We start from the raw sequence: 13,847 nt of genomic DNA, 5'->3' as shown, positions 1-13,847 counted from the left end.
GTGACCTCAGCGGACCAAGGACCTGCTCCGGATCTCTGACCAGCGACGGTTACCTGGATTTCATGTGCATGGGGAACTCTGGAATCTCATTCGTACGTACTATTACCGGCCATGCCAGTCGGGCCGCCGAGGCAGTACGGGGGAAGCACATGCGTCATTTCGGGCACATATCGCCCACCGTCCGCAAGGACCTCTTCCACCAGGAGCCGGCCGAGTTCACCGCCGCCTCCCCCGCCCGCACGCTCGCCGCCGCGCTGGGAGCCACGCTCTACAGTCCCGCCACCCGGACCCAGCTGGCCCGTGACGTCCGCAAGCAGGCCGGCCGGGGAGTCGTCTCCATGGTCCTGTGCCTGGAGGACTCCATCAGCGACGCCGACGTCGCGGACGGCGAGGAGAACCTCGTCCGGCAGTTCGCCGCCCTCGACGCGGCGGCGGGCGAGGGCCTGGGCGAGGGCCTGGGCGAGGGCACGGACCGGGGCTCGGGCGAGGGCCCGGCCGGGGAGCTCCCGCTGCTCTTCATCCGGGTCCGCACCCCCGAGCAGATTCCCGACCTGGTGCACCGGCTCGGCGGCTCGGCCGCCCGGCTGTCCGGATTCGTCCTGCCGAAGTTCAGCGAGAGCCGCGGAATGGCCTTCCTGGACGCCGTGGCCCAGGCGGAAGCGGCGAGCGGACACCCCCGGCTGTACGCCATGCCCGTCCTGGAGACCCCCGAGCTGCTCCACCTGGAGACCCGCGTCGAGGCCCTCGCCGGAATCTCCCGCACGGTCAACAAGTACCGCGAGCGGGTCCTGGCACTGCGCCTGGGCGTCACCGACTTCTGCTCCGCGTACGGACTGCGCCGCACCCCCGACATGACCGCCTACGACGTGCAGATCGTCGCCGGTGTGATCGCCGACGTGGTCAACGTGCTCAGCCGCGCCGACGGCACCGGCTTCACGGTCACCGGGCCCGTCTGGGAGTACTTCCGCAGCCAGCAGCGGCTCTTCAAGCCGCAGCTGCGCCGCAGCCCCTTCCAGGAGGAGGGCGTCGAGGAACTGCGCACCGCCCTGATCGAGCACGACCTGGACGGGCTGCTGCGCGAGATCGAGCTGGACCGGGCCAACGGGCTGATGGGCAAGACCTGCATCCACCCCGCCCACGTCACCCCCGTCCACGCGCTGTCGGTGGTCTCCCACGAGGAGTTCAGCGACGCCCAGGACATCCTGCGCCCCGAGAGCGGCGGCGGCGGAGTGATGCGGTCTGCTTATACGAACAAAATGAATGAGGTGAAGCCCCACCGGGCCTGGGCGGAGCGCACGATGCTGCGCGCCGAGGTCTTCGGTGTGGCGAAGGAGGAGGTCGGCTTCGTCGATCTCCTCACGGCCGGGCTCCAGGTGTGAGCGGGCCGTTGACTGCGAGGAAGGGCAAGAAGATCGAAGCCGTGTGGTCGGGAACGTGGGTCGCGAGCCGGCTGGGCGTCGGCCTGGAGGAAGGCGCCGGCCCCGGGACGCAGACCGGCGGGCCCCGGCTGGCCGAGCTGCTCGGGCTCGCCCTGCGCCGCAACCCCAAGCGGGCGCACCTGCTGGTCTCGCAGGTGCTGGGCAAGCACGTCCCGCAGTCCCCGGCGGTCGTCTACGCCGCCGGGTACGGGCTCGGCGTACGGGTCCGGGAGCTGCTGGGCGAGGAGGAGGCGGCCTCGGCGGTGGTCCTCGGGTACGCCGAGACCGCGACCGGGCTCGGCCACTGCGTCGCCGACGGCCTCGGCCGCGCCCCGTACCTGCACTCCACCCGGCGCCCCGTGCCCGGCGTGGAGCCCGCGGGCGGCTTCGAGGAGGCCCACTCGCACGCCACCTCGCACCTGCTGCTCCCCGAGGACCCGAAGCTACTGGCCGGCTCCGGCCCGCTGGTCCTGGTCGACGACGAGTTCTCCACCGGCAACACCGTCCTGAACACCATCCGCGACCTGCACGAACGCCATCCGCGCGGGCACTACGTGGTCGTAGCCCTGGTGGACATGCGCTCCCCGTCCGACCGCGACCGCCTCACGGCCTTCGCCGAGGGCCTGGGCGCCCGAGTGGACCTGATATCCCTCGCCTCCGGCACGGTCTCCCTCCCGGAGGGCGTCCTGGCGAAGGGACAGGCCCTGGTGGAGGAGTACGAGGCTGCGAGCGCGGCCGCCGCCGAGGCCTCTCCGGCCGGGCCGCCGGGGGAAAATCAGCCCCTGCGGCGTTTGAGCAGCGGGGTCCGGGGCAGCGCCCCGGCAGACGACCCGCACCCGCCCACCCGCGTCGCCCTCGACTGGCCCACCGGCATACCCGACGGCGGCCGCCACGGCTTCACCCCGGCCCACCGCGAAGCCCTGGACGCGGCCCTGCCCGCCATGGCGGACCAGCTCAATGCCGCGCTGGGCGACGGCCCCGCACGGGTCCTCGTACTCGGCAACGAGGAGCTGATGTACGCCCCGCTGCGCCTCGCGCAGGCCCTGGAGGCCTCCGGCGCGGCGGCCGAGGTCCGCTTCTCCACGACCACCCGCTCCCCGGTGCTGGCCGTCGACGACCCCGGCTACGCCATCCGCACCCGGCTCGTCTTCCCGGCCCACGACGACCCCGCGGACGGCCCCGGCGACCGGTACGCCTACAACGTCGCGGGCGCCGGCTTCGACGCCGTCGTCGCCGTCGTCGACTCGGCCGGGGACACCCCCGAGCTCCGCACCGGCCTCCTCGCGGCCCTCGCCCCGCACACCGGCCGGGTCCTGCTGGCCGTCATACCCTCGTACGTCCCCGACCGGCAGGAGCCGATCATGACCGCCGAGCCCCTGCGCGGCCCCGCCTTCTCCTCGTACGCTCCGGAGGACGTCGGCTGGCTGCTCCAGGACTTCTCCGACGTGGAGCTGGAGGCCCCGACCGAGGAGCGCGAAGAGGCCATCCAGGCGGGCGGCGCGCACTACGCGGAGTCCCTGCCGGTCGAGTACCAGCCGTCCCCGGAGTACCAGCAGCTCTACCAGAGCGCGCTGACCGCCTCCGCCGCCCGCATGGCCCGCGCCGTCGGAACCGTCACCGAGACGGTGCTCGCCGAGCGGTCCCCGTCGCCGGTGCTCGTCTCCCTGGCCCGCGCCGGCACCCCCGTGGGCGTCCTGATGCGCCGCTGGGCCCGGGCCCGGCACGGCCTGGACCTGCCGCACTACGCCGTCTCCATCGTGCGAGGCCGCGGCATCGACGCCAACGCGCTGCGCTGGCTGGCCGCCCACCACGACCCGGCCGACATCGTCTTCGTCGACGGCTGGACCGGCAAGGGCGCCATCAGCCGCGAGCTGCGCGAGGCCCTGTCCGAGTTCGAGGGGTTCAATCCCGAGATCGTGGTCCTCGCCGACCCCGGCTCGTGCGTGGAGACGTACGGCACCCGCGAGGACTTCCTGATCCCCTCCGCCTGTCTCAATTCCACGGTTTCCGGACTCGTCTCGCGTACGGTGCTCAGGTCCGACCTGGTCGGGCCCGCCGATTTCCACGGCGCGAAGTTCTACCGCGAGCTCGCCGGAGCCGATGTCTCCGTCGCCTTCGTCGACACCGTCGCCGCCCACTTCGAGGAGGTGGCCGAGGCCGTGGACGCCGAGGTCAAGGAGCTCCTCGCCGCCGACCGCACGCCGACCTGGGTGGGCTGGCAGGCGGTGGAGCGGATCAGCGAGGAGTACGGCATCCACGACGTGAACCTGGTCAAGCCGGGCGTCGGCGAGACCACGCGGGTGCTGCTGCGCCGGGTGCCGTGGAAGATCCTCGCGCAGCGCGGCGCGGGGGCCGACCTGGACCACGTACGACTCCTCGCCGAGCAGCGCGGGGTGCCGGTGGAGGAGGTCGACGGGCTGCCTTACACCTGCGTAGGCCTCATTCACCCCCGCTTCACGCGCGGCGCCACGGGCGCCGACGGAAAGGCTGTGTCAGCCAAGTGACCGTCCTCGTAGCCAGTGACCTCGACCGCACGCTCATCTACTCGAACGCAGCGCTCGCCCTGACCATGCCGGACCCGGAGGCCCCGCGGCTGCTGTGCGTCGAGGTCCACGAGAGCAAGCCGCTGTCGTACATGACGGAGACGGCGGCGGAACTGCTGGCGGAGCTGTCGGCGAACCCGGGCGTCGTCTTCGTCCCGACCACCACCCGTACCCGCAAGCAGTACCAGCGCATCCGCTTCCCCGGGCAGCCGGCGAAGTACGCGATCTGCGCCAACGGCGGCCAGCTGCTCGTCGACGGGACCCCCGACCGGGACTGGCGCCGCCAGGTCGCATCGCGCCTCGCCGAGGAGTGCGCCCCGCTGGAGGAGGTGCACGCGCACCTGCTGTCCGCCGCCGACCCGGCGTGGCTGCGCAAGGCGCGGGTGGCCGAGGACCTCTTCGCCTACCTGGTCGTCGAGCGGGCGCTGGTCCCGCCGGAGTGGATCAAGGCGCTGACGGAGTGGGCCGAGGCCCGCGGCTGGACCATCTCGCTCCAGGGCCGCAAGATCTACGCCGTCCCGCGCCCGCTGACCAAGAGCGCGGCGATGCGCGAGGTGGCCCGGCGTACGGGGGCCACCACCACCCTGGCCGCCGGGGACTCGCTGCTGGACGCGGACCTGCTGCTCGCGGCGGACGCGGGATGGCGGCCGGGCCACGGCGAGTTGGCCGACGCCGACTGGACGGCGCCGCACGTCACTTCGCTGACCCTGGCGGGGGTGCTGGCCGGTGAGGAAATCGTGCGCGCATTCACCCGCGAGGCCGAGCGACTGGGCACACTGGGATCATGACCAAGGGCAACAGCACCAAGATCACAGACGAGCTCTACCGCTACATGCTGGCGCACAACCCGCCGCTGGACGAGGTCCAGCAGGGGTTGGTGGCCTCTACCTACGCGGCGTTCCCGGACTCGGCCGGAATGCAGTCGGCGGAGGAGCAGGGCCCGCTCCTGGCCTTCCTGGTCCGGCTGACCGGCGCCCGGCACATCGTGGAGGTCGGCACCTTCACCGGCTTCTCCTCGCTGTCGATGGCGCAGGCGCTGCCGGCGGACGGCCGGCTCATCGCGTGCGACGTCTCGGAGGAGTGGACGGCGTACGCGCGCGAGGCCTGGGCGAAGGCCGGGGTCGCGGACCGCATCGAGCTGCGGATCGCGCCCGCCCTCGAGACGCTGCGCGCGATGCCGGCCGAGCCGCACATCGACATGGCGTACGTGGACGCCGACAAGCAGAGCCAGATCGCCTACTGGGAGGAGCTGGTTCCCAGGCTCCGTCCGGGCGGGCTGATCGTCACCGACAACACGCTGTACCACGGCACGGTGCTGGACGAGTCGGCGACGGGTGCGGCGGCGGGCGTCCAGGCCTACAACGACCACGTCGCGGCGGACCCCCGCATGGAGTCGGTGATGCTGGCGATCTCCGACGGCATCACCCTCTCCCGCAAGCGCTGACCGCAAGCGTTAGCCGCAGCCGCCCCCACCGCAGCAGCCGCCTCCGCCGCCCATAGGCGCGGCGGGGGCACTGCTGGTCCCGCCGACGGCGACGGCGGAGAGCAGCTTGACGGTGTCGGAGTGCCCGTCCGGGCAGTCGGCGGGCGCGGAGGACTCGGCCATGGGCCGGCTGACCTCGAAGGTGTCTTCGCAGGTCCGGCAGCGGTATTCGTAACGGGGCATGCGGTACAGGCTACGCAGTCGCCCCCTGCCCGGGAAGCGCCACGGCCCTGCACCCGGGGAGCGCCACGGCCCCGCCTGCGGCCAGGGCCCGCAGGCGGGACCGGCGGGCCCGGGCCGCACCCCCGTGTCGGCCCGGGCCCGCCGGTGCATCAGCGCAGTACGGTGCCGGCGGTTGCCGCCAGGAGGCCGAGCTCCGCCCGGGTGGGGGCGCCCTCCCAGTCGCCCCGGGAGGCCACCGCGAAGGCGCCCGTGGTCACCGCCCGGTCCAGGCGGGCGGCGGTGTCCAGGCCGTCCAGGAGGGCGGAGAGGTAGCCCGCCACGAAGGCGTCGCCCGCGCCGACGGTGTCCACCGCCCGGACCGGACGGGCCGGGACATGGAGCGAGGAGCCGTCCTCGGTGTGGGCCGTCGCTCCGGCCGCGCCGAGTTTGACCACCACCTCGCCGACTCCGAGCGCCAGGAGCTCCTTGGCCTGCACGGCCGGGTCGGCCGGGGCGTCCGGGGGCAGGCACAGGGGGAGTTCGTCGTCCGAGGCGATGAGGACGTCCACGGCCGGGGCCCACTCGCGGAGCACCGCCGCCGCCTCTTCGCAGGACCACAGCCGGGACCGGAAGTTGACGTCGAGGCAGACCAGCGCCGAATGCTCGGCCGCGAGGCGCAGGGCCATGGTCGCCGCCGACCGGGCCGAGCGGGACAGGGCCGGGGTGATGCCGGTGAGGTGCAGGATCCTGGGAGGGGCCGCCGTGAAGGCGCGCTCCAGCGAGCAGGCCTTGAGGCGCGAGCCCGCCGACCCCGCCCGGTGGTAGTGCACCCGGGTCAGCTCCGGCAGGCGCGGCTCCGAGAGCATCAGCCCGGTCGGGGCCCCGCCCTCGTCGCGGGAGGCTCCGCCGACGTCCACGCCCTCGGCACGCAGCGTCCGTAGGACCAGCTCACCGGCCTCGTCCTCGCCGACCGCGCCCGCCCAGCGGACCGCGTGGCCGAGCCGGGCCAGGCCGATCGCGACGTTCGACTCGGCGCCGGCGACGGAGACGTCCATGGTCCCGCCGAGGCGCAGCGGGCCGCTGCCGCGCAGGGAGAGCATCGTCTCCCCGAAGGTGAAGACCTCGGTCCCGTCCGTGTTCATGCGCGGATTCATGTGCGGATTCATGCGCACACCGCCAGGAACTCCGCCGCCCGGCGCCGCAGCGCGGCCAGGTCGCCGCCGTCGGCCGCGTCCCCGATCAGCGGGGAGCCGATGCCGACCGCCACCGCGCCGGAGGACAGGTACTCGGCCGCGGCAGCCGAGTCCACCCGGCCGACCGGTACGAACGGCAGGTCGGGGAAGGGCGCCCGCAGGGCCCGCAGGTACGCCGGTCCGCCGATCGAGCCGGGGAACAGCTTGAGCGCGGCAGCCCCCGCCGCGTCGGCCGCCATGACCTCGGTCGGGGTGATGACCCCGGCCAGCACCGGCAGGCCCTGGCGGACGGCTTCGTCCACGCCCGCGCCGAGCCCCGGGGTGACCATCAGGTTGGCCCCGGCCCCGGCGGCCCGCTGGGCGTCCTCGGCGGTGAGGACCGTACCGGCCCCCAGCCACGCCTCGTCGCCGAGCTCCTTGCGGGCCCGGCCGATGACCTCCAGCGCGTCGGCCCCGCTGAGGGAGACCTCGACGAGGGACACGCCCTCTTCCACGAGGGTCATGACGGTACGGAAGGACGCCTCGGCGTCCCTGCCGCGGACGATGGCGACGAGCCGCTCCTGTCGCAGCGCTGCGCCGAACTCCATGGGAATGCCTGCCTTCTGATGTGGTGGGGGGTGGGGGAAGGGAATGCGAGTGGTGGTGGGGGCTCACCACTCGGCGAAGGAGCCGCCGTCGTGGCGCCACACGGGGTTGCACCAGGCGTGCCCCTTCTTGTCGGCGGCGCGGACGGCCGCCTCGTCGACCTCGACCCCGAGGCCCGGCCGCTCGATGCGCACGAGCGAGCCCGCGTCGAAGCGGAAGGGTTCGGGGTCGGTGACGTAGTCGAGGAGTTCGGCGCCCTGGTTGCAGTGGATGCCGATGGACTGTTCCTGGATGAGGAAGTTGGGGGTGGTGAAAGCGACTTGGAGGCTGGCACCAGGGCGACGGGCCCGAGCGGGCAGTGCGGGGCGACCTGGGCCCCGTAAACCTCGGCGAGGGAGGCGATGCGGCGCAGCTCCGAGATGCCGCCCGCGTGCGAGATGTCGGGCTGCAGGATCGCCACGCCGGCTTCGAGCGGGGCGAGGAACTCCCGGCGGGCGTTGGCGGGGGAGACCCGGCCGTGGAAGTCGAGGCCGAAGTCGCGGTCTTCGCCGAGGACTTCGCGGGCCGTCTCGGCGCGCCCCTCGACCACGGGCTCGCCCCAGCCGACGAGGCCCTCGTCGGTCTCGATACGGGTGATCTTCACTGCGGACGGTGTCCTCTCCAGGTCGGGGTGGCAGGACCGGGATGCGGGGTACTACGGGTACTACGGGTACTACGGGTTCTCCGGGGGCTACGGGTGGTCGCGCTGGGCCATGTCGAGGAGGTCGAGCACGGCCCTGCGGGCGCCGTCCGGGTTCCCCGCCCGGACCTGGTCGACCACGGCCAGGTGGATCGCGTGCGGGTGCTCGAACTCCCCCTTGTGCACAGTGCGGTCGCGTTCCACGAGGGCCGGGATGATGACCCGGTACATCTGGGTGAAGAAGAGGTTGTGCGAGGCGGTCAGCAGCGCCAGGTGGAACGAGGCGTCCGCCCGCACGTGCAGCACCGGGTCGCTGTCGCTCGCCGCCATCGCGTCCAGCGCCGCGTCCAGCGCGGCCAGGTCCTGCTCGGTCGCCCGTACGGCGGCCAGCGCGGCCGCGGCCGGCTCGATCGAGCGGCGCAGTTCCAGGAGGTCCGAGAAGAAGCAGTCGGGTGCTCCGGCCGCGAGCTTCCAGCGCAGCACGTCGGCGTCGAAGAGGTTCCAGTCGGTGCGCGGCCGGACGAAGGTGCCGCGCTTCTGGCGCGCGTCGAGCAGGCCCTTGGCCATGAGCACCTTGATGGCCTCGCGGAGCACGGTCTGGCTGACGTCGAGCTCCTCCATGAGGCGGGGGAGGTCGAGCGTGGATCCCTCGTCGTAGATGCCGTCGAAGATCCTGCGGGCCAGTTCCTCCACGGCGGCCTTGTGGATCCCCCGGCCGGCGTAGGCGGCTTCGCTGCTGCTCATTCCGGTTTCCCCTCTCCTGCCGGGGCTTTCGTCCCTACTTGCTCCCCTGACAAGGCAAAGAGTTGCACAAGTAATCGTTAATTAGCAATTATTGCGTCGCGGAACCGGAGCACCTGATTCCGGCACTCCTCGCCCCGTTCCCCATGCCCCGGAGACACCGATGTCCCTCAGCCGCGACCCGGCCGCCGTGACCGCGCGGCAGGGTGGTCATGACCGGTCCGGCCTGCCCAAGCGCAGGATCGGGAAGTACCGCTTCGCGATCCTGGCCGTGCTCTTCGTCAGTACCGCCATCAACTACCTGGACCGCAGCGTCCTGTCGATCGTGGCGCCGGACGTGTCCCGGGACCTGGGCGTCTCGCCCGAGACGATGGGCTGGCTCTTCTCCAAGGGCGGCCTGACCGGCGCCCTGCCCTTCGTCGCCGCCCTCGTGGGCGTGCTGTGCGGAGGCAGCTGGTCCGACTGGACGGTCAAGCGGGGCATTCCTGGTCACCGAGATCGCCCCGCAGCGCATGCTGGGCGTGGCCGGCGGCGTCTTCGACGTCTTCGGCAACCTCGCCGGCATCGTCGTCCCGATCGTCATCGGCTACATGATCGGCGACAGCGGCTCCTTCACCTCTCGCTGCTGCTGATCGGCTCGATCACGATCGGCGGCGCCCTGTCCTTCCTCTTCCTGGTGGACAAGGTCGAACGCATCGAGGCGTAGCCCCGGTCGCCACCGCGGCTACGGTCGCTACCGCCGGCCGGCCGTCGCCCGCTGCTCCCGAGCCGCCTGCTCGGGGTGGCGGGCCCGCCAGTACGGGTTGTCGTGCGGCAGGGCGCTGCCCACCCGCCCGTACATCCCGAACCACATCAGCATCACGCCGACCACGAAGCTGAACAGCACGTTCTGGATGCGGAAGGCCAGGAAGTTCATCCCCGTGTCGAGCAGCGCCAGGTTCACGAACCCGCTCGCGATGAAGAGCAGACCCAGCACGATGTTGAGCGTCGAGGCGAAGCTCCCGCCGACCACCATCCCGGCGATGAGCAGGGCCCCTATACAGATGGACAGGACGCTCAGCGCGCCGTTGGTGTTCAGGGCGAGCACCGTGTCGCCGCCGGTGTTGAAGAACCCGATCCGGTGGATCAGCCCGAGGATCCCGAAGACGACCAGCAGCAGGCCCGTCAGGCCCGCGCCGACCCGGTAGACCTTGTTGAGCTTGTGGTCGGCGGGCAGGTGTTCGTCGAGGCTGGCGTTGACGGGGTGCATGAGGCGCTCGAGGCGGTGCGCCAGCGCATGGGGCTCCGGCGGAACGCGGGAGGGGTCGGGCTCGTGGGCGACGTAGGGCGCGTAGTGCTCATGGGGTTCCGTGCAGCCGTACGCGGCGTGGGCCACGTAGGGCTCGTGGGACGCGGGGGGCATGGGGGGCGCGTGGGGCGCACGGGGCTTGTGGAAAGTGTGGGCAGCCATAACGCCCTCCTCTGGTCCGTTCCCGGCACCTCCCAGCATCCATCGATGCCCACCCCGCGACAACCCAGGACCGAAGGACCGAGAACCGGGGCCCGAGAACCGGGGGCCGGGCTCAGGCCTGGCCGCGCTCCGTCCGGATCCCGCTCACCACCCGGTTCACCGCATCGCGCACCTGTCCCATCTCCAGCAGGAACGCCCAGTAGTCCGGATGCCGGCCCTCCAGCCCCGCGACCGCCCGGTCCACCCGGGCCACCGCCTCGTCCAGCGGCCGCGCATGCCGCGGATCGGGCACGCTGCGGCCCGCCATCGCCAGCCGCTGCGCATCGCGGATCGCGAACCGGGTCCGGTCCACCTCCGCCTGCGGATCTCGCGCCACCGCCTCAAGCCGCGTCAGCCGGTCCTGCGCCGCCGACACCGCCTCGTCGGTCGAGTCCAGCGCACCCCGCACGGCCTCGACCAGCGCCGTCACATCGGCCCAGCGCTGCTCGTCCCGGGCGCGGGCGGCCTCCCCCAGCCGGTCCTCCGCCTGCGCGACATCCCGTACCGCCTGGTCGGGCACGTGCTGGAGGTCCTGCCAGCAGGCCGCGCTGAACCGCCGGCGCAGCTCGCTGAGTACGGGATCCACCCGGTCCGCCCGATTGCGCAGCGCCTGCGCACGGGTCCGCAGGCTCACCAGCCGCCGGTCGATCTCCGCCGCCCGCTCCGGGAGCCGCGCCGCCTCGGCCCGTATCCCCTCGGCGTCGCGCAGGATCCGGTCGGCGCGCTGGACGGTCTCCTGCACCCCGTGCTGCGCGGCGCCCTGGTTCAGCTTGGTCAACTCCGGACCCAGCGCGGCGAGCCGGGCCGCCAGGTCGTCGGCGCGGATGCCCTTGCCGCGTACGTCGTCCAGCGCCGTGCTCGCCGCGAGCAGCGCGGCCCTGGCCCGCTCCCGGGCGGGCGCCACCCTGGCCAGCTGCGTCTCCGCCTTGTCCAGCAGCGGCTGCAGACCCTGCGCGAAACGGTCGAGCTCGCCCTTCACCCGTACGAGCTCCTCGCGCGCCCGCGTCAGCTCCTGAGTCGCCCGCGTCGCCGCGGCCGCCTCCAGCTCGGCGCGATCCAGGTCATGTGCGTCGACGGCCTCGATGTACACGTGGCTGACCTGGTCGATCCGCTGCCCGAGCGCGACGAACCCCTCGCCCGCGCGCCGCGCTTCGGGCGATCCGTCGGCCGCCGCGATCGTCTCGATGGAGATCCGCAGATCCCGCTGCGCGGTGTCCAGCTCGTAGAACGCGGCCGCGGCGGCATCCTTCGCCGCCTGGGCATCCGCCCGCCGACTCTCGTCCCGCCCGCCACCGAACCACCGCCGGGGTGCCGTCGTCACAGTCGCTTCTCCCGTACCCCGTCCGCAATGCCCCTGCCCCGGTCCATTCTCCCTCACGGGAACGGGTTTGCGTGGGGGGTACGCCCTCCATGTAGGCTGTCCACTCATCCACGGGTGCGTAGCTCAGGGGTAGAGCGCCGCTCTTACAAAGCGGATGTCGGCGGTTCGAAACCGTCCGCGCCCACCAGTGGAAAGACCCCCTGCCGATCATGGCGGGGGGTCTTTTGCGTTCCCGGGTGGCGGGCGCTTCGAGCGGTCGTGCGGGGGCGGGACGGTGGGGTACGTGGGAAGCGGATGGCGGGATAGTGGAGGCATGTGCCGATCCATTAAGACGTTGCGTCCGCCCGCGATTCCGGAGAAGGCGACCGAGGAGGAGATCCGGGCCGCCGCGCTCCAGTACGTACGCAAGGTGTCCGGCTTCAGGGCGCCCGCCGCGCACAACCAGGAGGTGTTCGCCGCCGCCGTCGACGCGATCGCGGAGGCCACGCGGGACCTGCTGGACGGGATCCAGGTCCGGGGGGCGGCGGAGCGGATGACCGCTTAGGCGGCTGCCGGGACTGCGGTCTCTTCCAGGGGGACCACCGCCACTGGGCAGGTCGTGTGGAGCAGGACCGCGTTGGTGACCGAGCCCAGGTGCGGGGAGAGCGGGCGCTTGCGGTGGCGGCCGATGACCAGCAGGTCCGCGGCCTGCGAAGCGGCGACCAGGTGGCCGGCCGCGTCGCCGGGTGCGGTGAACTGCTCGACCTGGACCTCCGGGAAGTGCTCGGCGTGCGGGCGCAGGTGGGCCGCGGCCAGGGCGCCGATCTCGTGGGCGCCGGCCGTCTCCGTGTGCACGGCCGTGCCGATGGTGCCCGCGGTGGTGAAGGTCCGGCCGGGCCAGGCGTGCGCGATGACGACCTGGAGGCGGGCACCGCGCCGGGCCGCCTCGCGGAAGGCGAAGTAGGTGGTGCTGTCGTCGGGGGCCGCGCTGTTGAGGCCGAGCACGACCTGCCCGTACGGGTCGCGCACGGGCGGCTCGGCCCGCGGTACGACCACCACGGGGCAGGCGGCACGGCTCGCGCAGGCGAGGCCGTTCGAGCCGAGCAGGAGGCTGGCGAAGCCGCCGCGGCCTCGGGAGCCGAGGACCATCAGCTGGGCGTCCGCGCCCAGGCCGGGCAGTACGCGGTCGGGGGCGCCGGGGTGGGAGGCGTACTCGATCGGGGGAAGCCCGGCGCGGCCGTCCAGGGCTTCGCGGACCCGGATGAGCACCGGGTCGTCGTCGAGGCCCGGCTCCTCGAATCCGCCGGACAGGGCCGAGCCGATCGAGTTCATGTAGAGACGGGCGTGCACGATGCGCAGCGGTGCCCCGACCATCAGGGCTTGGGAGACGGCCCATTCCAGGGCCCGGTTGCCGTTCGCGGAACCGTCGACGGCGGCGATCACGGGGCGCGGGCTCTGGTCCATGGCGGGCTCCTTGTGGGGCAGCGGTGCGTGGCCTCAGCCTTGCCGGGACCGCCTCCGGGCGGGAGTGGGGAAAGTCCCGAAGGGGCCGGGACCATCGGCCACTCCCACTCCCACCCCCACTTCCACTCCCACTTCCGTGTCCGCTCCGCCTCGGCTCAGCCGGCGTGGCCCGTGCGGCGGCGCAGGAACCAGGCGCCGGCGCCGAGGGCGCTCGCCACGAACGCTCCGCCGATGGCGATCTGACCCGGGCTCATGGAATCGACGCTGCCGCCGAGCCCGCCGCGGGCGGCGCCCGGGGTGATGTTCAGGGCGACGGTGACGCGCTCGCCGCCGGGGCCGCCGCATTCGAAGGTGACGGGATGCGAGCCGGCGCTGACGTTGCGGAAGGTGGTGGCCGCGCCGAAGAGGTTGGTGGCCTCCGCGTTGCCCGGGGTCAGCCATACGTCGCCGAAGGCGCGGGAGGAGGCCTTGCCGGTCTTCGTGCCGCAGCCGGTGACGTTGAGGCTGACCCGGCCGCCCGGGGCGACGTTGGTCGGGGAGACGTTGCCGGAGGGGCCGGCGTGGGCGAGGGTCGCGGGGGCGGCGGCCGAGATGACGAGGGCCGCGGCGGCGACGGCCAGCACGCGGGGGAGCGGGCGGTGCGAGCGGGGACTGCGGGGGGTGGCGGGCATGGAGAGGACTCCTCGGGCTCCGGGAACAGCGCGGCGCGGATTCGGGTGCGCACCGTGCCTTGGACGCTAGGAGCCCGGCGCGGACGCGGCGATCGCTGCCGGGTGAACGGGTGAGCCAC

14 protein-coding genes, 1 tRNA gene and 1 pseudogene are annotated in these 13,847 nt (G+C 73.0%); 7 read left to right on the top strand and 9 right to left on the bottom strand.

Translation table 11 applies throughout. The features are described 5' to 3' along the window. The first annotated feature begins 149 nt into the window (after window positions 1–149). Genes OHU74_RS10925 through OHU74_RS10910 form a run of 4 tightly spaced genes read left to right on the top strand, consistent with a single transcriptional unit; the run spans window position 150 to window position 5,405 of the window. Window positions 150–1,379 (top strand): HpcH/HpaI aldolase/citrate lyase family protein, encoded by a 1,230-nt coding sequence (locus OHU74_RS10925; protein WP_371615711.1) that lies wholly within the window; start codon window positions 150–152, stop codon window positions 1,377–1,379. 32 nt (window positions 1,380–1,411) lie between these two features. Then, entirely contained in the window at window positions 1,412–3,922 is a 2,511-nt protein-coding gene (locus OHU74_RS10920; RefSeq protein ID WP_371619642.1) for a phosphoribosyltransferase, read from the top strand. Further along, window positions 3,919–4,749: an HAD family hydrolase gene (locus OHU74_RS10915; RefSeq protein ID WP_371615710.1), complete on the top strand. Its 831-nt coding sequence runs from the start codon at window positions 3,919–3,921 to the stop codon at window positions 4,747–4,749. The genes OHU74_RS10920 and OHU74_RS10915 overlap by 4 nt, the downstream gene beginning before the upstream one ends. Next, a complete protein-coding gene (locus OHU74_RS10910) occupies window positions 4,746–5,405 on the top strand; it encodes an O-methyltransferase (RefSeq protein WP_330296236.1) in 660 nt (219 codons plus the stop codon). The genes OHU74_RS10915 and OHU74_RS10910 overlap by 4 nt, the downstream gene beginning before the upstream one ends. A gap of 9 nt (window positions 5,406–5,414) precedes the next feature. Here OHU74_RS10910 and OHU74_RS10905 read toward each other — a convergent pair whose 3' ends face one another. The 5 genes and pseudogenes from OHU74_RS10905 to OHU74_RS10885 all read right to left on the bottom strand — a co-directional run bounded on the left by OHU74_RS10905 (window position 5,415) and on the right by OHU74_RS10885 (window position 8,807). Then, on the bottom strand, window positions 5,415–5,627 hold the full coding sequence (locus tag OHU74_RS10905; protein ID WP_371615709.1) for a zinc ribbon domain-containing protein: 213 nt from the start codon (window positions 5,625–5,627) through the stop codon (window positions 5,415–5,417). 149 nt (window positions 5,628–5,776) lie between these two features. After that, window positions 5,777–6,748, bottom strand: a complete 972-nt coding sequence (locus OHU74_RS10900) for a sugar kinase (RefSeq protein WP_371615708.1) — start codon at window positions 6,746–6,748, stop codon at window positions 5,777–5,779. 20 nt (window positions 6,749–6,768) lie between these two features. Further along, complete coding sequence (locus OHU74_RS10895) at window positions 6,769–7,386, bottom strand: bifunctional 4-hydroxy-2-oxoglutarate aldolase/2-dehydro-3-deoxy-phosphogluconate aldolase (protein WP_371615707.1); 618 nt, start codon at window positions 7,384–7,386, stop codon at window positions 6,769–6,771. A gap of 63 nt (window positions 7,387–7,449) precedes the next feature. After that, window positions 7,450–7,970 (bottom strand): annotated as a pseudogene (locus OHU74_RS10890) (enolase C-terminal domain-like protein); the annotation flags it as partial. 144 nt (window positions 7,971–8,114) lie between these two features. Then, window positions 8,115–8,807, bottom strand: a complete 693-nt coding sequence (locus OHU74_RS10885; RefSeq protein WP_371615706.1) for a FadR/GntR family transcriptional regulator — start codon at window positions 8,805–8,807, stop codon at window positions 8,115–8,117. 160 nt (window positions 8,808–8,967) lie between these two features. On the opposite strand from OHU74_RS10885, the gene OHU74_RS10880 reads away from it, so the two are divergent. Beyond that, the gene (locus OHU74_RS10880) at window positions 8,968–9,510 is read left to right on the top strand and encodes a hypothetical protein (RefSeq protein ID WP_371615705.1); all 543 of its coding nucleotides are present in this window, start codon (window positions 8,968–8,970) and stop codon (window positions 9,508–9,510) included. 27 nt (window positions 9,511–9,537) lie between these two features. Here OHU74_RS10880 and OHU74_RS10875 read toward each other — a convergent pair whose 3' ends face one another. Beyond that, complete coding sequence (locus OHU74_RS10875) at window positions 9,538–10,053, bottom strand: DUF4383 domain-containing protein (protein WP_371619641.1); 516 nt, start codon at window positions 10,051–10,053, stop codon at window positions 9,538–9,540. A gap of 313 nt (window positions 10,054–10,366) precedes the next feature. Next, complete coding sequence (locus OHU74_RS10870) at window positions 10,367–11,671, bottom strand: hypothetical protein (protein ID WP_371615704.1); 1,305 nt, start codon at window positions 11,669–11,671, stop codon at window positions 10,367–10,369. Between the two features lie 55 nt (window positions 11,672–11,726). On the opposite strand from OHU74_RS10870, the gene OHU74_RS10865 reads away from it, so the two are divergent. After that, window positions 11,727–11,801 (top strand) — tRNA-Val (locus OHU74_RS10865). Window positions 11,802–11,927: 126 nt separating this feature from the next. Continuing rightward, window positions 11,928–12,158 (top strand): DUF2277 domain-containing protein, encoded by a 231-nt coding sequence (locus OHU74_RS10860; protein WP_371615703.1) that lies wholly within the window; start codon window positions 11,928–11,930, stop codon window positions 12,156–12,158. Here the strand turns inward: OHU74_RS10860 and OHU74_RS10855 are convergent. Then, window positions 12,155–13,057, bottom strand: a complete 903-nt coding sequence (locus OHU74_RS10855; protein ID WP_371615702.1) for a universal stress protein — start codon at window positions 13,055–13,057, stop codon at window positions 12,155–12,157. The two genes, OHU74_RS10860 and OHU74_RS10855, sit on opposite strands and share 4 nt — an antisense overlap. Window positions 13,058–13,212: 155 nt before the next feature. Next, the gene (locus tag OHU74_RS10850; protein WP_371615701.1) at window positions 13,213–13,728 is read right to left on the bottom strand and encodes a hypothetical protein; all 516 of its coding nucleotides are present in this window, start codon (window positions 13,726–13,728) and stop codon (window positions 13,213–13,215) included. Window positions 13,729–13,847 lie beyond the last annotated feature (119 nt).

The organism is Streptomyces sp. NBC_00454 (assembly GCF_041434015.1).
Lineage (GTDB): Bacteria > Actinomycetota > Actinomycetes > Streptomycetales > Streptomycetaceae > Streptomyces.
This window is presented reverse-complemented; position numbering and strand designations above follow the sequence as displayed.